Below are 19,621 nucleotides of genomic sequence, written 5' to 3'. Positions count from 1 at the left end.
AATGAACGTATACATGAATCTAATTAAATGAATGAAATGTGAGGTTGCTATGAAATCATTGACACGTCCTGTTTGGGCAGATATTAATTTGGATCATTTAGCACACAATATTCGAGAAGTTAGACGTGTAACAAAGCCGAGTGCGCTTGTTACAGCGGTTATTAAGGCGGATGGCTACGGTCATGGAGCTGTTCAAATTGGAGAGACCTTACTCGAAAATGGCGCGGATCGATTTGCCGTTGCAACTTTATCAGAAGCCATTCAGCTTAAAAAAGCATTTCCTCAAACTGAGGTCATGGTATTGGGATATACACCAAACGAATTAATTGAAGAAGCCATTCGATACGATTTGATTCAAACGGTTTATGATATCAATCAAGCACACTATTTTTCAGAAAGAGCCAAACATCTGAATAAGATCCTAAAAGTACATATTAAACTCGATACGGGGATGCGCCGAATTGGCATGGAGTTTCATCCAGAAACAATTGAAGCAATTGTTCAAATGTCAAAACTCGATGGACTGAATATTGAGGGAATTTTTACTCACTTTGCAGTTGCAGATGAAGTCGATAAAACCTTTACAAAAGAACAAGTACGAAGATTTGATTTTATAGTAAATGCTTTGGAAGAAAGAGGCGTGCATATCCCTATAAAACACGTTTCCAATAGCGCTGCAATTATAGACTGCCCTGAATATAATTATGATATGGTACGCGCTGGAATTATGTTATATGGGCTTTACCCATCAAATGACGTCGATAAAAGTCGTGTACAATTAAAAGAAGTCATGTCTTTAAAAGCAAATATTGCGCATGTTAAAACAGTACAAGCAGGAGAAGGCGTTAGCTATGGACATCGGTATATTGCAGAGCGTCCAACACAAATCGCGACGATTCCAATTGGATATGCGGATGGTTTTTCAAGAAGTTTGACATTTAAAGCAAAAGGAATTATTCAAGGAACCATCAAGCCAATTGTCGGCCGAATTTGCATGGACCAATGTATGTTGGAAGTGGATGGATTAGATGTTTCGGTAGGAGATACAGTGACGTTATTTGGCAGTGATGGACCTCAGTTCATCAGTATTGATGCGTACGCTAGTATGCTCGAGACGATTAACTATGAAATCGTCTGTATGATTGGGAAACGCGTTCCAAGACGATATCTTAAAAATCAAGAAATCATAGAAGTTGTCGATAAAATACTCGGGTGTTAACTTCACACTCTTTTATGGAAGTTTTATTTGCTTTATGGTATTATAAAGTGATTAGTGGTTAGTGCGATAAATTAGTCTGAATGGGAGTTGATACAAAACGTGAACATAAAAAGAGGCGATGTATTTTTTGCCGATTTATCACCAGTAAAAGGATCTGAACAAGGTGGGCAAAGGCCGGTTTTGATTATTCAAAATGACATAGGTAACAAATATAGCCCAACTGTTATTGTTGCAGCAGTTACTGCAAAGATATCGAAGGCAAAATTACCGACACATGTCGAAGTGGATGCCTCACAAGTGGGTTTACTTAAAGATTCTGTGATTTTACTCGAGCAAGTGAGAACAATTGATAAAATACGTTTACTTCAAAAGTTAGGGCAACTTGAAGAAGATGTAATGGCTAAAGTAGATAAAGCTTTAATTATAAGCTTGGGATTATATGAATAAATGACATACTGCCTGTATATTGACTTATGCAGGTTTTTTCATGATTTTGGGTAAATGGAGGACGAATTTGAAGAAGAAAATATATATCGGTGTGTTGATCATCAGTTTGTTGGCAACAAGTGTCTTATTATATGGAAGAATTAAAGTTGAAAGTCAAACAAAAAGTGTTGAAATTATTGCGGACTATGAAGAGTTTGCCATCATGGCAGAGCAACAATCACTTGACGAGGTTGAACTGTTCAAAACGTTGAATGAAGCGGGTATTCGCTCGGTGGCATTAAAAGAAGAGACACTTTATAGCATGGTGGAAGAAGGAAAACCACTTGAATATGATTTGTTTAAAACCATCCAAGAAAATATTGATTGGTCTTCATTATATGGACCTAAAGCAGTCGCTTATTTATCAAGTGAAAAAGCATCACAATATGATGTGGTTGTTCGCACAAATGACGAAGCGGTGTTTGAGTTCTTAAAAGCTGGAATTACAGCTCGATATGAAGAGTCGTTCTATCAGTTTTTTGATGAATCTGTGTATACCGTTGTATTAAAAGGCGCTATTGATGATATTTACTATACAGAAGATACACGCTATAAAGATTCGCTCACAAAAGGGGTAAAAGCGCCTAGAACTTATGTTTCTTCAGTCATTGAAGATATTGGATTGGGATATGATCCAGAAAAAATTGAGACCATTCAATCCTCAGGTATGGCGGTAAATTTAAGACCTAATAATTTTTATAAGTACAACAGTAAGTTGGTAGATGCGTATTTTAATGAGGTAGATCGACTTGGAGAGGTACCTTCAACCATCATCTTTAACGGTCGAGAAATTATGAGTTACACTAAAGAAACGGGAAATTATCAACAGGCGCTTTACGATGTTTTGAAAGAACGCAACATTCCAGTGGGAATGATCGAAGCTGCTGACCAGTTGGGATTCACGGATCAAAAAGGCGTTGAAGATATTGCCGAAGATCTTGAGTACAACGTAGTCAGAGTATTTCCAGTGATTGAATATATTCAACAGCGCTATAATTATCTTGGTTATTATGAGGGCGGAAAAGAAATTGAAAATACGCTCTATCGTGCCATTACTGAGAGAAATATTCGAGCAATTTACTTCAGACCATTTAAAGATACAAAATTTACGTATTATACAGATCTAAATGAGTATAAAAAAACATTCGAAGGATTATCTGAACGTTTGGCATCACATGGTATCTCGTTGGGAACACCAAGTGTGACACCGTACAACCAAGTATCGCCGTACTTATTGGCATTAACGAGTTTAGGTCTTTTGGTACTTGGACTGATTATCTTGCGTCTGCTCTTTGATATGAACGAGAAATTTGAATGGGTTTTATTTGTACTTGGATCCATAGGCGTCGTAGGCATCAACTTTGTTGCACCGAACTTAAGTTTGAAACTCTTCTCATTTGCTGCAGCCAATATCTTTGGAACCATTGCAGTGATTTTCACAATTGAATATTTAAAAGACCTTTTACTCAGTACAAAAGTGTTTACTTGGAAAGGCATTCTCGTAAAAAATTACTTGGGTATTTGTTTGATTACGTTGGTATGTATGCTAGGTGGACTATATGTTGCAGCGATTATGTCTCGTGCAGATTACTTAGTAGAAATGAACTTTTTCCGTGGTGTAAAAGTGAGCTTACTTTTACCGATGGCTTTATCTGTCTTGATTTATCTCATTAAATTTGGATACAAAAGAAACGTACACGAGCTAGAAGAAAATACGTATTTTATGGATGACATCAAGCGCATTTTAGTGGAAGATGTTAAAATGTATTACGCTTTAATCGTAGGTGCTTTAGGTGTTGTATTCTATGTCTATATAGCACGCTCAGGTCACGATACGAATATTGAAGTGTTAAATGTTGAATTGATTTTTAGAAACTACTTAGAAGATTTTGTCCTTGCAAGACCGAGAACAAAAGAGTTTTTATTTGCATTCCCTGCGTTGAGTGCTGCAATCTTCTTTGCTGCAAGAAATTACAAACAATTATTGTTCCCATTTGTCTTCGCATCTGTAATGGGAATGACATCCATCATTAATACATTTTGTCACTCAAGAGCACCAATTTATTTATCTGTTTCAAGAACGTTAATTTCACTTGCATTCACATTGGTAATCTCTACCGTGGTAATCATCGTACTTGAATACCTTAACAAATTTTACGTATCACATTTTGGGAGTAAAAAAATATGAGTAAAGTAGTGATTTCAGGTTTTTATGGTTTTCATAACATTGGTGATGAAGCCATCCTGAAGACGTTGATTCAACAACTCAAGAAAATGAATCCATCCACAGAAATTGTGGTTTTGTCGCATACCCCCAAAGAAACCGCAGCACTTTATGGCGTGAAAGCAATCAAGAGAAATGATCTTTTGAGTGTGTTTTTAGCGATTAAGCAATGTGATGTCCTCTTAAGTGGTGGTGGAAGTTTGCTTCAAGATGATACAAGTGCGAGAAGCATTCATTATTACTTGAGTATTTTAAGGATGGGGATTTGGCTCAAAAAGCGTGTATATCTCATCAGCAATGGCATCGGGCCATTGATTCGAGAAAAAAATAAGAAACGTGTTGCCAGCGTCCTCAACCGTGTTGAGCACATAACGGTTCGAGATTTCAACTCTGAAAAATTGTTGGTTGACATTGGCGTTCAGCCAGAAAAAATCTCCGTTTCTGCGGATATGGTCATCGGCATGGAGATGGAACCTCAAGCTACTGGTAAGCGATTGATCGAGAAGCTTCAGCTGATTCATCCGGAACGAAAGAAGATTGCCATTGCGATTCGACATAAGGATTTCAAACAAGCGGAAAAACTTGATCAATTAGTCAATTTAGCGAATCAACTTTCTAAAACGTATAGCGTGATCTTTGTTCCGTTTTATTATGATGATGACATGACCATTCATGTAGAGTTGTCACCGAAAACTTATGAAAATGTCTATTTTATCAATCAACGATATTCTGCTGAGGAAGTGCTCAGTTTATTACAAAACATGGATATACTCATGGGCTCAAGGCTACATTCGTTGATATTTTCACTTGTTGCGCAGGTGCCTTTTATTGGAATCAGTTATGATCCTAAAATTGAGAACTTCATGGAAATGATCGATATGCAACCGGTTTGCTCTATGAAGGATTTTGATGCTTTGGGACTTTTGGATTCTGTACGCGCACTGGATGAATCATATGACGCAGCGCTGCAACATGTGATTTTATCTAAAAAACAGTTAAAAGAGCGCTTAAAAGTGAATGAACACATGCTTGAAAAAGTGCTGTAAACGAAATCGTTTTTGAATAAAGAAATTTGACGAGAACATTTTATAAGAAATCTTTGAATTGAAAACTTTGAATAGAAAACTGGAGGCAATATGGCAACGGACAAAACCGTTTCATCAGTCAAAATTTTTGGCGTTAGATTTGATAATGTGAATTTAGATGAAGCAAACAAAAAATTCATTTCATTACTTGAAGCTGAGAGATTAAGAACGATATATACGCCAAATACGGAAATTATCATGATGGCGCAAGAAGACGCGGCGTTTAAATCGGTTTTATTAGAAGGGGATTTAGTCATTCCGGATGGGATTGGTGTTGTCATTGCTTCTAAAATCCACCATTTAGGTCTAACAGATCGTGTTCCAGGTGTTGAATTGATGGGGACTATTTTAGAATACTGTAACCGTGCAAGAAAATCGATTTACTTGTTTGGTGGCAAACCAGGTGTTGCGGATTTAGCTGCAGATCGAATCAGAGAAGTGTATCCTAATTTGTCAATCGTTGGAACACATGATGGCTATTTTGATGCAAATGAAGAAATGAGAATTATTGACGATATTAATGAGAAGAAACCAGATGTGTTGTTTGTTGCATTAGGTGCACCTAAACAAGAAAAATGGATTCATCAGAATAAAAAAACCATCAACGCAAAAGTTGCAATGGGTGTAGGCGGTTCGATGGATGTTTGGGCAGGAACGGTAAAACGCGCGCCTGTATTTTTCCAAAAGACAGGATTAGAATGGTTCTATCGTCTATTAAAACAACCTTCTAGAATTGGTAGAATGATGTCGTTACCTAAGTTTTTAATAAAAGTCATCTTCACAAGACATATTGAAGGATAGTATGGAGGTTCATATGGAACACTTAAGTATGAAAGATTTGTTAGATCAATACGATTCAACTGATAAAGTATACGTGGGCGATGTTGTGGAAGGCGTTGTTATTTCATCCAATCCAGATGAAGTCATGATCAACTTACAATACGTTGCAGATGGTATATTGCCAAAGTCAGAGATGCCAGATGGCAATCCGACGGATTATCGAGTTGGAGACAAAATAAAAGTTTTTGTTGTTAAGTTAAATGACGGCGAAGGCAATGTCTTGTTATCGTTGACAAAAGCTTATGAGATTATCGTATGGGAAGAGTTTCAGAGACTTTTTGAAAGTAAAAAAACTTTTTTAGTAAAGGTGAAAGAGGTTGTTAAAGGCGGAGTCGTGGCTCAATTTAAAGGTGCATCCGTATTTATTCCCGCTTCACAAGTGGCACTGCATTATGTTGAAGACTTAAAACCATATATTGGTATGACACTAGAAGTCGTATTGACAGAATATGATGCAGCGACCAAAAAAGTCGTGGCTTCACATAAAGAAATTTTAAAAGAACAAGAAGCAGCTAAAAAAGGCGATGCGATTTCGAGGATTTCTGTTGGCGATCAATTGACCGGAACGGTTGTAAAGCTAGCGGATTATGGTGCTTTTGTTGAACTTGGAAGTGTTCAAGGACTCATTCACGTGTCACAAATGTCTTGGAAACGCGTGAAGCATCCATCTGAAGTATTGAACGTTGGCGATTCGGTAAAAGTACAAGTACTCGCTGTGGATCGAGATAAAGAAAAAGTTTCGCTCAAACTTTCAGAAATTGCACAAAATCCATGGACAACGTTATCAGAGAGATATCAAGTAAACGATATCGTCACTGGAACCGTGTCACGCATCATGAATTTTGGTGCATTTGTAGAAATAGAAGAGGGTGTTGAAGGACTTATACACATTTCGGAATTAAGCGAAGATCGTGTGAACAAAGTGACAGATATCGTGAAAATTGGAATGGAAGTCGAAGCGGTAATCTTAGAAATGGATTTAGAACAGCAGAAAATAGCGCTTAGCATAAAAGCACTTTCTGATTTTACTGAAGAAGATTTTGAACTGTTAGAAGAACAGACACCATCCAACACGACGATGTCGGATTTGTTTGGGGATAAACTTAAAAATTTAAAATTTTAATCACAGGCACAATGGGCATATGTTCATTGTGCTTTTTTATATTTTGACCTAAAAACATGTGATTTAGTGTTAGCTTTTATCAAATCTGGGTAAAATAAATTTAACAGAATGGTTATTATAGAATATAAAATTCGGAGGTCGCCCATGGATCAATTAAAACTTAAACCAGAACAACTGACAAATAAGTGTGATCCCAACGTATTTGAGTTTTCCACTACGGAAGAACTCATTCCAATTCGTGGGATTATCGGTCAGGAACGCGCTAAAAATTCATTGCAATTTGGATTGGGTGTCACAAAAAAAGGCTACAATATCTATGTGTCGGGGCAATGGGGAACAGGTCGTAACAGTTTTGTCAATATGCTGACGGAAGAACAAGCAATTAAAAGACCTGCACCGTGCGATTACTTGTATGTCAATAACTTTAAAGATCCGTATCATCCGATTGCAATTAAAGTAGCCAATGGCCAAGGGAAAAATATCATCAAGCAAATTGAACGCGCCATTCGATTTTTACGCAGGGGCATAATTGAGATTTTTTCAAGTCGCGATTATGAAAATGCCAAACAAAAACTCGTGGAAGAATACAACACACAATCAAGCAACATTGTGGATAAACTCAACGAACTTGGACAAAAATATGGCTTCATTTTTTCGTTAACTGAAAAAGGCATCGTGAGTATCCCGTTAAAAGATGGAAAACCGATGAATGAAGAATATTATCATAATTTATCTCAAAAAGAGTATGAAAAGTTGATGACAAATTCACAAAAATTAAGTCTTGAAACCATTGATTTATTCAACAAATTGAGAATTGAAGAGGAAAATCTTCGCGTTAGATTGAAAAGCCTTGATGAGCAGATGGGAAGACATCTGGTGAAGTTTCATTTAGAAGGTATTAAAGAAAAAAATAAGGACAATGAAGAAATTAAGCGTTATATCGATTTATTAGAGGATGATATCGTTGAAAACTTAGAGAACTTTAAAGAAGAAGAGGAAGATGAGGACGATAAAAATCCATTAGCAGCATTGATGATGTCACAACATAATCCAGAAACCTTCTTCGAACGTTATCGCATTAATCTGTTTATCGACAATAGCGATGCGAAAAGTGCACCGGTTGTTTTCGAATCCAACCCGACGTACTATAATTTGGCTGGAAGTATTGAATATCAAAACGAAATGGGCGTTATGAAAACGGATTTTACCATGATTAAACCGGGTGCGCTTCACCGTGCAAATGGTGGATATCTTATTTTGTTGGCAAAAGACATTTTAAGTAATCCGTATTCTTGGAAAAGTTTGAAACGCAGTTTGTTAGATGAATCTGTAACCATTGATTCTCGTGCTGCTAGCACTGGTGCCCTCGTTTCTCAAACCATTAAACCTGAACCGATTCCAATTGATGTCAAAGTCATCATCATTGGTGATTATTATACGTATGCTATTTTATCTGCCTATGATGAAGAATTTCAAAAATTGTTTAAAGTTATGGTCGATTTCGATGAAGAAATGGATCGCAATAAAGAAAATATTGACCAGTTTGCACGTTTCGTATCGACAAAATGTCAAAATGAAGGATTAAGTCATTTTGCGCCAGAAGCAGTGAGTTTGCTTGTGGAATATGCGACGCGATTGGCAGATGATCAGACAAAATTAACAGCGCATCTCAAAACATTGGGCGATGTGATCATTGAATCAGATGCTTGGGCAAATTATTATAAAGAGGGCGTTGTTTCAAAAGAGCATGTCATGAAAGCACTTCATGAACGAAAAATGCGCGCAAACAAATATGAAGAAGAAACGCTTCAGCTCTTTAGAGAAGGCACTTATCTCATCGACGTCGATGGTTTTAAAATTGGTGAAATAAATGGCCTTGCTGTCATTGGAACGGGTCAATATACTTTTGGTAAACCATCAAAAATTACAGTATCCACGTATCAAGGGCGTCAAGGTATCATAAACATCGAACGCGAAGCGAGAACGAGTGGAAAAATTCATGATAAAGGCGTTATGATTTTAACGGGTTTTCTCGGAAGGTTGTTCGCTCAGGACAAACCACTTGCACTAACAGCAAGCATCGTGTTTGAGCAGCTCTATTCAGGGGTAGATGGCGACAGCGCTTCAAGTACAGAGCTCTATGCACTGATTTCTGATTTATCAGGAGTGCCAATTAATCAAGCAATTGCTGTGACAGGATCGGTCAATCAACGTGGATATATTCAGCCAATTGGCGGTGTCAATGAGAAGATTGAAGGCTACTTTAAAGTTTGTAAAATCAAAGGCTTTACAGGCAATCAAGGCGTCATGATTCCTGTTCAAAATGTCAAAAACTTGATGCTCGATCAAGAAATAGTTGAAGCCGTTAAAGCAAATCAGTTTCATATTTGGGCGATTTCAAATGTGGATGAAGGTCTAGAAATTTTAACGGGAAGAAAACCGGGTAAACGAACTAAGACGGGTGAATTTGAGAAAGGAACCATCTATGCGCTAGTGGATGAGCGATTAAAACATTTGGCGAGAGAAGCAAAACCTGCTCATGCAAAAGAAAATGCAAAAACGTCTTCAAAAACAACCGACAATAAAAAGAAAAAACCACCTGTTAAACCAAGTGGTGAAAATCAATAAGTCCTTTTTCAGTTATTAAGTGTGTAATGGGTTGATCAAATGGATCGACTGGTATGTGAGTGACGTATTGTAAATCAAAGGCGAGACCTATTTTAGGGATCGTCTTTTTGATTGCTTGGAAGAGGCGATCATAAAATCCACCACCGTATCCAAGTCGAAATCCGCGAGCATCAAAAGCCAGTCCAGGGGTTAAAACGAGGTCGATTGCATCGTTTGACACAATGTCGTGTTTAGTGGGATCCGGTTCATAAATACCATATGAACTCAGAACCAGTTCGTCAAGCGCATGTACTCGGTGAAAGGTCATTTGCTTGGACGCCATTGAAATATATGGAAGTAGTAACTCTTTTCCTGAATCAAGAATCATCTGATTGATGCGATGAGTAGAGAGTTCATCGCGAAAACTCACGAAAGAAGCCACTCGTGTAGCCTGTTGAAAATAGGAAGTTTGAACGAGTGTTGATAAAATTTTGTCCTCAAATTGAGTTCTCATTTCCCCTTGAATTTCAGAGCGTTTTGAAAGAATGATTTTTCGAAGGTCTTTTTTATCCATAGAAATCCTCAATGTAATATTTATTTAATACTTATTATCAATTATACTATTAAAAATATTGAAAAGTACAGATATAATAGTAATAGGGTTTACGATGCCCTGTGAATTGTTTATAATATGAATAGGTTTCGTGAAGCTGTAAACGTTAACAGATTGAATGGCTAATCCTTGTTTACTTGAAAGTTGGGAGAAATATATGATAGAGTTTCAAAATGTGTCAAAAACATATGACAATGGTGTGCTCGCACTAGATAACATCAATGTCAAAATCGATAAAGGTGAATTTGTTTTTATTGTCGGACCAAGTGGTGCAGGGAAATCGACATTTATTAAATCCATATTAAAAGAAGTCAATGTGACCTCTGGGCATATTACAGTAGACGAAATGGATATTACGAAGTTGCATCGACGCAGAGTTCCTTATCTCAGGCGAAAAGTCGGAGTTGTATTTCAAGATTTTAGATTGCTTCCCAATAAGACGGTCTACGAAAATATTGCATTTGCAATGGAAATTTTGGGTACGCCCCATCGAAATATTCGCAAGCAAGTCCCGATGATTCTCGCGTTAGTGGGGTTAACGGGAAAAGGTAATTTTTACCCAAATCAATTATCAGGTGGAGAACAGCAAAGGGTCTCAATTGCGCGCTCCATGATCAACAATCCGCCGATTTTGATTGCAGATGAACCAACGGGAAACTTAGACCCAGATACATCATGGGAAATTATGAAAGTTCTTAGAACCATCAACCGTCGCGGTACGACTATTTTAATGGCAACGCATGACCGAGAAATTGTAGATATCATGAAAAAACGTGTTATCGCACTTGAAAATGGTCAAATTGCAAGAGATGAAAAGGTAGGAGTGTACGGTTATGACGATTAAACCATTATTTACATTGAAGCAGGCACTTAAAAATTTATGGCGAAATCGCTTAATGAGTATTGCGTCCATCTCATCAGTTACGGCAACCCTTTTGATATTAGGCATTATATTTGCGTTAATCCTCAATATCAATTCAGTGGCACAATCGGCAAAAGATAAATTTGATTCCATTCAAGCTTATCTGCTGGATGAACTACCTGCTGAAGAAGTAGAAACCATTATGAATAAAATCGCTGCAATCGAAGGTGTAAGCGATGTAAAATACGAGAGTAAAGCAGATGCCCTAAGCAAAATGCAGACGCAATGGGAAGATAACGGCTATCTTCTTGAAGGATTGGAAGAAAATCCATTGCCAAGCTCAGTCATTATCTATTTAGATGACATTTATTATGCGCAACAAGTTTTGGATCAGATTAAAGGCATTAACGGCATTGAAGAAGTAAAATCTTATCAAGATATAGTGGAGCGTTTATTGTCCATCACAGAAGCGATTCGAAAAGCCGGAGTTGTTGTAATCTTTGTCCTGATTGCAATTTCGACTTTTATCATACACAATACCATTAAATTGACAGTGAATTCTCGAAATAGAGAAATCAATATCATGAAGTACGTAGGAGCGACTAACTGGTTTATAAGATGGCCATTTTTAATTGAAGGAACATTATTGGGTTTAATAGGCGCATTGGTATCCACCGGACTTATAAAACTCATGTATGATTATATTTTTAAAGCCATACATTCAGATTTTTATGTATTTATATCGGCTTATATTGTAACACCTTCAGTCTTAATGAAAGATGTGTTATTTTTATTCTTAGTAATTGGTGTAGGTATTGGCGCACTAGGCAGTTTGTGGTCTATGCGTAAGTACTTAAATGTCTAACGAGGTGCGTTTATGAAGAGAAGACAGACGTTTCGATTACTTACAATATGTGTGATGATAGTAACACTCTTATTGGCGGGAATCGCTTATGCAAAGGACGACATCAAAGAAAAAGAAAAAGAATTAGAAGAACTCAATCAGAAGATTAAAGCATTGGATCAATCGATTGAGAAAAATAAGAATTTGCAATCGACCACCAATCAAAAAATCAAAAATGTTCAAACGAGTATCAAAAATTTGGAAGCTGAAATTGATACCTTAACAGGCGAAATTAAAACTACCGAGAAGTCCATTGAGGTAAAAACAGAAGAATTAAAGCAAGCGGAAATCAAGCTTGAAGATAAAAAAGAGTTATTAAATGACCGATTGAGAGTCATGTACAAAAACGGTACCATTGGATATGTTGAAGTATTATTTGGTGCAGAGGATTTTACGGATTTATTGTCTCGTATTGATATGATCCAACTGGTTGTCGAACACGATCAAAATCTAATTGGTTATTTGAAAGAACAACGCGATATCATTGAAACAAAAAAATTGGAGCTTGTAGATAAAAAATCGGAGCTCGAAACGCTTACGCAAAGCAAAGTGTCTAAGCAAGATGAAATGTCTGCAGCTCTAAATAATCTCGTGAGCTATAAAACCGAATTAAAACAAGATGCAGAAGCTATGAATGAACTTGAAGATGAGTTGTTAAAAGAAGCAGATCAAATGACAAACATCATAAAGAATATGAAACTCGCAGCGACGTATGTAGGTGGTACTATGACTTGGCCAGTTCCAGGCAAATATTCCATCAGCTCGCCATTCGGAAACAGGGTGCATCCAATTTCGAAAAAATTGACTTTCCACACGGGAATTGATATTGAGTGTGCGAGAAAAACCCCTGTAGTATCCGCCAATGAAGGGACCATTGTCTACGCAAATTGGTTTGCTGGTTACGGGAAAGCAGTCATCATCGACCACGGTGGTGGATTGACAACGCTTTATGCACATTTAGACGTGATTAACGTTTCGGTGGGGGATAAAGTTTCAAAAGGTGGCAATATTGCATTATCGGGAAATACTGGATATTCTACTGGACCTCATTTGCATTTTGAAGTGAGAAAAAATGGCGACTACGTAGATCCACTAACATATGTGAAAGGGAAATGAGGTGCATAACGTGAAAAAAGTACATGTTGTATTTCTAAGTGTTTTTTTGGTAATATTCACAGGTTTATCAACCTATTTTGTAACTGCAGCGATGATGAAAAATGACGATTTACAAGCGGATCAAAAAGCACTTGATGCAATTGAGGAAGTGGTTCAAACACAAGCTTCTCCAGTGGATGCGGCTGAAGAGTATAAGGAAATTGAAGAACTTAAGAATTATGTTCTTAAAAACTATTATTTAGACGTGACTGAAGAACAGTTATATGAAGGAATGAAGAAGGGTATCTTTGAGGTGCTGAAAGACCCTTATTCAGTATTTATGAATGAAGAAGAATTCGGCGATTATATGCAGTCTTCCTCGGGTGAATATCCGGGAATTGGTATTTATTTAACGCCAAATGAAGATAACCAAATTGAAATTGTTTCTCCAATTGAAGATACGCCTGCTTATAGAGCTGGATTACTTGCTCAAGATTTAATTATTGGCGTCAATGGCGAAGAAGTGAATGCGGAAGTCATGGATGATGCCATTTCCAAGATTAAAGGTGAACCGGGTACGCCAGTAACGTTGACCATTTATCGACCTGAAACTAAAAAGAAGTTTGATGTCGAAATCGTTAGAGAATGGATCGATGTAAAAGTTGTAAAATCTAGAATGCTCAATGAAGACATCGGATATCTGAGATTAACGACATTTGATGAAAACTCTGCACCTGAATTTGACACACACATTCAGTCGTTAATTGAACAAGGATCAAAAGGTATTGTCATTGACTTAAGAAATAATCCAGGTGGATATTTAGATCAGTGTGTTGAAATCGCTGACTCACTCCTTGGAAAAGAGATGATCGTTTATACGAAGAGCCGCAACGGCGACGACGATGAGTTTTATTCTGATGAAGAAGCGTATGACGTGGAACTTGTCGTTCTTGTCGATAGCGGATCTGCAAGTGCATCAGAAATTTTAACAGGTGCGTTAAAAGATCATAAACGTGCAACCATCATTGGTGAAACAACATTTGGTAAAGGTGTCGTTCAAATCGTTGAGCGATATGTAGGCGATACAGGATTTAAGTTGACAACGTCTCAATATTTCACTCCAAATGGTGTGAACATTCATGGCGTAGGAATTCAACCTGATATTGAAGTGCCACTAGATCCAAAATACGGAGAAATTGAAAATCCAACGGATGCAGATGACAATCAACTTCAAAAAGCCATCGAAGTTATCCAGTCAAAAATTAAAAAATAGTGGCAAGATTGGAGGGGATATCTATGAATAAACAATTGTATAAAGAGGAGTCAGAGAAAATCCAAAATTTAATACAAGTGATTGAACCTCAATCTAAAGAACCCATTTCTTTTGAGGAAATACCGGATAGTGGCAAAGGCGTGGTAACCTGTTTGATAGTGGTTGTTCTCATCATCATCAGTATGATCACACTTTTGACCATTTGGCTCGTAAAATAATGAATAAATCCAATAAAAACGGTTATTGTATAGATGAACACTATATAATAATCGTTTTTTATTTGACTGAAAAAATACAAAGGTATATAATAAAATACGAACAAGTGTTTGGAGGTGCATGTGGATAAATTTGTCATTAAATCTGAGTTTAAACCAACTGGGGATCAACCAGAAGCAATAAATGCCATAGTCGAAAGGCTTAATCGTGGCGAAAAACATAATATATTATTGGGCGTTACTGGCTCAGGAAAGACTTTTACTGTAGCCAACGTCATTGAACGCGTGCAACGACCAACTTTGATTATTGCACATAATAAGACTTTGGCAGCGCAATTGGCCTCTGAATTTAAGGCGTTTTTTCCAGATAATGCGGTTGAATTTTTTGTCTCATATTACGATTACTACCAACCAGAAGCGTATGTTGCACATTCAGATACGTACATAGAAAAAGATGCAACGATTAATGAAGAAATAGATAAACTAAGACACTCGGCGACATCTGCATTATTTGAACGAAAAGATGTCATTATTGTCGCGTCGGTTTCGTGTATTTACGGTCTAGGTGACCCAATTGACTATTCGAGTATGACGCTGTCTATTCGACCGGGAATAACAAAGTCAAGAGATGAAATTTTAAGACGTCTCATTGAAATTCAGTATATGAGAAACGATCTAAATTTTACGCGTAATACATTCAGGGTGCGTGGTGACATAATAGAAGTGATGCCAGCGTATGAATTTGAGAGAGCCTATCGCATTGAGTTATTTGGCGATGAGATTGAAAGAATTGGCGAAATCAATGCTTTAACAGGTGAAATACTCGGCTATCGCAATCATCTGACCATTTATCCAGCCTCCCACTACGTAACCCCAAAAGACAAGCTCGAAGCGGCCATTGGTAAAATTGAAGCTGAACTTGAAGAACGCGTAAAGTATTTCAAAGATCACGATCAACTGATTGAAGCTCAGAGAATTGAACAGCGGACGCGATATGATATTGAGATGCTACGCGAAGTTGGATTTTGTCAAGGCATTGAAAACTACTCGAGCGTATTATCTGGAAGGCCCATTGGAAGCCGCCCATATACACTGATTGACTATTTTCCAGAAGATTTCCTACTCGTGGTAGATGAATCACATGTGAGCATTCCTCAAATTCGTGCGATGTACGGAGGCGACCGAACTCGCAAGCAGTCTCTCGTAGATTATGGATTTAGATTGCCTTCGGCTATGGACAATCGACCGCTGAACTTTGATGAATTTCAAAGCTTAATTCCTCAGTCACTCTATGTCAGTGCCACACCGGGACCATATGAGAAAGAACATTGTCAGGTGGCAATAGAACAAATTATTCGACCAACGGGTCTCATTGACCCTGAAATTATCGTGAGACCCATCAAAGGGCAAATCGATGACCTTTATGGTGAAATTATCAAGCGCGTAGCATTGAATGAGCGTATTTTAGTGACGACATTAACGAAAAAAATGGCGGAAGACCTCACCGATTATTTCAAAAAAATGGATGTGAAAGTGCGATACATGCACTCAGATATTAAAACGATCGAAAGAATGGAAATTATACGAGACTTTAGAAAAGGTGTATTTGATGTCCTCGTGGGAATTAACTTATTGAGAGAAGGTCTCGATTTACCTGAAGTTTCTTTAGTGGCCATTTTAGATGCGGATAAAGAAGGCTTTTTAAGATCTGAGACAGCCTTAGTGCAAACAATCGGTAGGGCTGCTCGTAACATCAACGGTCAAGTAATCATGTATGCCGACAGAATGACGGATTCGATGAACTTTGCAATTAGCGAAACAGATCGTAGAAGACATATTCAAGAAGCTTATAATTTGCAACACGGCATCACTCCAAAGGGAATTATAAAAGAAATTCGAGATAAAATTGAAGCGACTATTGCCGCTGAAACGGTTGAAGCATATGAGGTAGACCGAATTAAATCCATGAATAAAAAAGAGTTAAATGACTATATTAAACAACTAGAAGATGAGATGTTTGCAGCATCGAGAACGCTTCAATTTGAACGAGCTGCTGAACTAAGAGACATGATTGTGGAGTTAAAGACAATTCGTCCTAAGAATAAGTGACGATCCGTTTAAATCATGTGTATTAAAAATACTCGATATTTAAAAATACTCGATATTAAAAATACTCGATATTAAAAATACTCAATCAGTAGGGTAATAAATTCACTTAATTGAGTAAATGAAATGAGGATAATATGGCAAAAAATACAATTTTCGTAAAAGGTGCAAAAGAGCATAATTTAAAAAATATTGATGTTGAAATCCCGAGAGATCAGCTCGTCGTGATAACGGGTTTAAGTGGTTCCGGTAAGTCGTCTTTAGCATTTGATACGATATATGCTGAAGGCCAGAGGCGATATGTTGAAAGTTTATCGTCATATGCAAGACAATTTCTCGGTCAAATGGAAAAACCAGATGTCGAATCCATTGATGGATTATCACCTGCAATATCCATTGACCAGAAAACAACCAGTCGAAATCCAAGGTCAACCGTTGGAACCGTAACAGAGATTTATGACTACCTCAGATTGCTTTATGCACGTGTGGGAATTCCACACTGTACGGTATGTGGCGTTGAGATTTCACCTCAATCCATCGATCAAATTATTGATAAGGTCATGTTGCTTGAGGAAGGGAAAAAAATTCAAGTCCTTGCGCCTATGATCTATGGTAAAAAAGGGCAGCATACGAAACTTTTAGAAGCCCTTAAAAAAGAAGGTTTTATTCGCGCACGAATCAACGGAGACGTATTGGACTTATCTGAAGAAATCGTATTAGATAAGAACAAAAAACATACAATAGAAGTCGTTATCGATCGTTTGGTGATTAAATCCGACATTCAGCAGAGATTGACAGATTCGGTTGAAATGGCCCTTAAAATGGCTGAAGGAACTGTCGTGATTAACATTATTGACGGTGAGGATTTGATTTTTAATACGAAGTTTTCCTGCCCAGAGCACGGAGTGGGCATTCCCGAGATGGAACCGAGGATCTTTTCGTTTAATGCACCGTATGGTGCATGTGATGCTTGTAATGGATTGGGGTTCACTAAAAAAGTCGATCCTGAGCTTCTCGTACCAGATATGAAATTATCCGTATCAGAAGGGGCATTACTGCCAATTGCCAATAGTAGTGAAGGTACTTTTTATGTCAATATGATTAATTCAATCATCGAAAGTGCTGGATGCTCGCCTGATACGCCTTTTAGAGAGTTGCCGGAGTCCGTTAAGAATGATATTTTTTATGGAACTGGTGATAGAAAAGTTACCTTCATGTTTGAGAGTAAATTCACGGGTATGACAGAGTTTAATCGACCATTTGAAGGATTAGTCAACAATTATGAAAGACGGTACGCGTCTACAAATTCGGATTATATACGTTCTAAAATCGATGAGTTTATGAGCATGATTGAGTGCTCGAAGTGTCATGGAAAGCGATTAAAAGACGAAGTGTTAGCTGTTACAGTTGGTGGAAAAAACATCTGGGAAGTGACTCAGATGTCGGTAAAAGATGCCATCAAATTCTTTGATACGTTGACTTTAGATGCAACGCGTACACAAATCGCAGAGCTGATTTTAAAGGAAATCAACGCGAGATTGAGCTTTTTGAAAAACGTTGGACTTGAATATTTATCCCTATCAAGAGCTGCAAGTACGTTATCGGGTGGCGAGTCACAAAGAATTCGCTTAGCGACGCAGATCGGTTCGGGTCTTGTGGGTGTTCTCTATATTTTAGATGAACCTTCAATCGGTTTGCATCAAAAGGATAACGAAAAACTCCTCAAGACATTGAGAGGACTCACGAATTTAGGAAATACACTATTAGTTGTAGAGCATGATGAAGATACCATGCGAGAAGCGGATTATATTCTCGATTTGGGCCCTGGTGCTGGAGAACATGGCGGATACATCATTGCAGAAGGAACGTTAGAAGATATTTTAGCAAGTGAAGATTCCATCACAGGTCAGTATTTATCTGGAAGGAAAAAGATTTTAGTACCTGAAGTGAGAAGAACGCCCAAACAACAAAAAATTACAATAAAAGGCGCTATAGAAAATAACTTGAAAAATATTGATGTCGATATCCCATTGGGTGTTTTATGTACGATAACAGGTGTTTCAGGATCTGGAAAAAGTACGCTCATCAACGAAATTCTCTATAAATCATGCGCGGTGAAAATCAATAAAACACACATTAAACCAGGAAAGCACGAAGATATTTTGGGACTGGAATACATCGATAAAGTCATTGAAATCGATCAAACGCCTATAGGACGGACACCACGATCCAATCCGGCAACTTACACAGGGGTATTTGATCATATCAGAGATATCTTTACTCAACTACCAGAAGCTAAGATGCGAGGATACCAAAAAGGCCGATTTAGTTTCAATGTGAGTGGTGGTCGTTGTGAAAACTGTAAAGGCGATGGTATTATAAAGATTGAAATGCACTTTTTACCAGATGTGTATGTTCAGTGTGATGTATGTAAAGGAAAGCGCTACAATCGAGAAACGTTAGAAGTGAAATACAAGGGTAAAAGCATCTCGGATGTGCTGGACATGACGGTTGAAGAAGGTCTGTCGTTCTTTGAAAATGTACCTAAGATAAAAAGAAAGCTTCAAACGCTCCACGATGTAGGGTTAGACTATATTAAATTAGGACAACCTTCCACTCAATTATCCGGGGGAGAAGCACAGAGAATTAAACTCGCAACAGAACTTAGCAAAATAGGTACAGGGAATACGCTCTATATTTTAGATGAACCGACTACTGGGCTTCACACAGCAGATGTGCACAATTTGATTGATGTGATTCAACGTCTAGTGGACGCAGGAAATACCGCCGTTGTCATAGAACACAATCTAGATGTGATTAAATCATCAGATTATATCATCGACATGGGTCCAGATGGCGGTGATAATGGTGGTGAAGTGATTGCAAAAGGTACGCCTGAAGAAATTGCAGACGTAGCGCATTCGTACACCGGTCAGTTTTTAAAGAAAATGCTTCACAGTTGAGGAGTC

The 19,621-nt window shown here is 37.7% G+C and carries 15 protein-coding genes; 14 read left to right on the top strand and 1 reads right to left on the bottom strand.

Going from position 1 to position 19,621, the window contains the following annotated elements; translation table 11 throughout:
- Positions 1 to 49 precede the first annotated feature (49 nt).
- The 7 genes from alr (at position 50) to ACZ41W_RS06955 (ending at position 9,605) form a co-directional block, all read left to right on the top strand.
- The gene (alr, locus tag ACZ41W_RS06985; RefSeq protein WP_464314153.1) at positions 50 to 1,219 is read left to right on the top strand and encodes an alanine racemase; all 1,170 of its coding nucleotides are present in this window, start codon (positions 50 to 52) and stop codon (positions 1,217 to 1,219) included.
- 99 nt (positions 1,220 to 1,318) lie between these two features.
- Positions 1,319 to 1,666, top strand: a complete 348-nt coding sequence (locus ACZ41W_RS06980; protein ID WP_464314152.1) for a type II toxin-antitoxin system PemK/MazF family toxin — start codon at positions 1,319 to 1,321, stop codon at positions 1,664 to 1,666.
- A 67-nt stretch (positions 1,667 to 1,733) separates the two neighbouring features.
- Positions 1,734 to 3,893 (top strand): DUF5693 family protein, encoded by a 2,160-nt coding sequence (locus ACZ41W_RS06975; RefSeq protein WP_464314151.1) that lies wholly within the window; start codon positions 1,734 to 1,736, stop codon positions 3,891 to 3,893.
- Complete coding sequence (csaB, locus tag ACZ41W_RS06970) at positions 3,890 to 4,975, top strand: polysaccharide pyruvyl transferase CsaB (protein WP_464314150.1); 1,086 nt, start codon at positions 3,890 to 3,892, stop codon at positions 4,973 to 4,975. Before ACZ41W_RS06975 ends, csaB begins: the two co-directional genes overlap by 4 nt.
- A 90-nt stretch (positions 4,976 to 5,065) precedes the next feature.
- The gene (locus tag ACZ41W_RS06965) at positions 5,066 to 5,815 is read left to right on the top strand and encodes a WecB/TagA/CpsF family glycosyltransferase (RefSeq protein WP_464314149.1); all 750 of its coding nucleotides are present in this window, start codon (positions 5,066 to 5,068) and stop codon (positions 5,813 to 5,815) included.
- Between the two features lie 13 nt (positions 5,816 to 5,828).
- On the top strand, positions 5,829 to 6,977 hold the full coding sequence (gene rpsA, locus ACZ41W_RS06960; protein ID WP_464314148.1) for a 30S ribosomal protein S1: 1,149 nt from the start codon (positions 5,829 to 5,831) through the stop codon (positions 6,975 to 6,977).
- A gap of 144 nt (positions 6,978 to 7,121) precedes the next feature.
- Complete coding sequence (locus ACZ41W_RS06955) at positions 7,122 to 9,605, top strand: Lon protease family protein (protein ID WP_464314147.1); 2,484 nt, start codon at positions 7,122 to 7,124, stop codon at positions 9,603 to 9,605.
- On the opposite strand, the gene ACZ41W_RS06950 is transcribed toward ACZ41W_RS06955, so the two are convergent.
- A complete protein-coding gene (locus tag ACZ41W_RS06950; RefSeq protein ID WP_464314146.1) occupies positions 9,580 to 10,158 on the bottom strand; it encodes a 5-formyltetrahydrofolate cyclo-ligase in 579 nt (192 codons plus the stop codon). The two genes, ACZ41W_RS06955 and ACZ41W_RS06950, sit on opposite strands and share 26 nt — an antisense overlap.
- Before the next feature lie 196 nt (positions 10,159 to 10,354).
- Here ACZ41W_RS06950 and ftsE point away from each other — a divergent pair, with 196 nt between their 5' ends.
- The 7 genes from ftsE (at position 10,355) to uvrA (ending at position 19,615) form a co-directional block, all read left to right on the top strand.
- On the top strand, positions 10,355 to 11,041 hold the full coding sequence (ftsE, locus tag ACZ41W_RS06945) for a cell division ATP-binding protein FtsE (protein ID WP_464314145.1): 687 nt from the start codon (positions 10,355 to 10,357) through the stop codon (positions 11,039 to 11,041).
- Complete coding sequence (ftsX, locus tag ACZ41W_RS06940) at positions 11,031 to 11,924, top strand: permease-like cell division protein FtsX (RefSeq protein WP_464314144.1); 894 nt, start codon at positions 11,031 to 11,033, stop codon at positions 11,922 to 11,924. The genes ftsE and ftsX overlap by 11 nt, the downstream gene beginning before the upstream one ends.
- Positions 11,925 to 11,936: 12 nt before the next feature.
- Positions 11,937 to 13,079: a murein hydrolase activator EnvC family protein gene (locus tag ACZ41W_RS06935; RefSeq protein ID WP_464314143.1), complete on the top strand. Its 1,143-nt coding sequence runs from the start codon at positions 11,937 to 11,939 to the stop codon at positions 13,077 to 13,079.
- 10 nt (positions 13,080 to 13,089) lie between these two features.
- The gene (locus ACZ41W_RS06930; protein ID WP_464314142.1) at positions 13,090 to 14,331 is read left to right on the top strand and encodes a S41 family peptidase; all 1,242 of its coding nucleotides are present in this window, start codon (positions 13,090 to 13,092) and stop codon (positions 14,329 to 14,331) included.
- Between the two features lie 23 nt (positions 14,332 to 14,354).
- The gene (locus ACZ41W_RS06925; RefSeq protein WP_464314141.1) at positions 14,355 to 14,549 is read left to right on the top strand and encodes a hypothetical protein; all 195 of its coding nucleotides are present in this window, start codon (positions 14,355 to 14,357) and stop codon (positions 14,547 to 14,549) included.
- A 120-nt stretch (positions 14,550 to 14,669) separates the two neighbouring features.
- Complete coding sequence (uvrB, locus tag ACZ41W_RS06920) at positions 14,670 to 16,655, top strand: excinuclease ABC subunit UvrB (RefSeq protein ID WP_464314140.1); 1,986 nt, start codon at positions 14,670 to 14,672, stop codon at positions 16,653 to 16,655.
- Between the two features lie 134 nt (positions 16,656 to 16,789).
- Positions 16,790 to 19,615 (top strand): excinuclease ABC subunit UvrA, encoded by a 2,826-nt coding sequence (gene uvrA, locus ACZ41W_RS06915; protein ID WP_464314139.1) that lies wholly within the window; start codon positions 16,790 to 16,792, stop codon positions 19,613 to 19,615.
- Positions 19,616 to 19,621: the final 6 nt, after the last annotated feature.

The organism is Fusibacter fontis, assembly GCF_055378735.1.
This window is presented reverse-complemented; position numbering and strand designations above follow the sequence as displayed.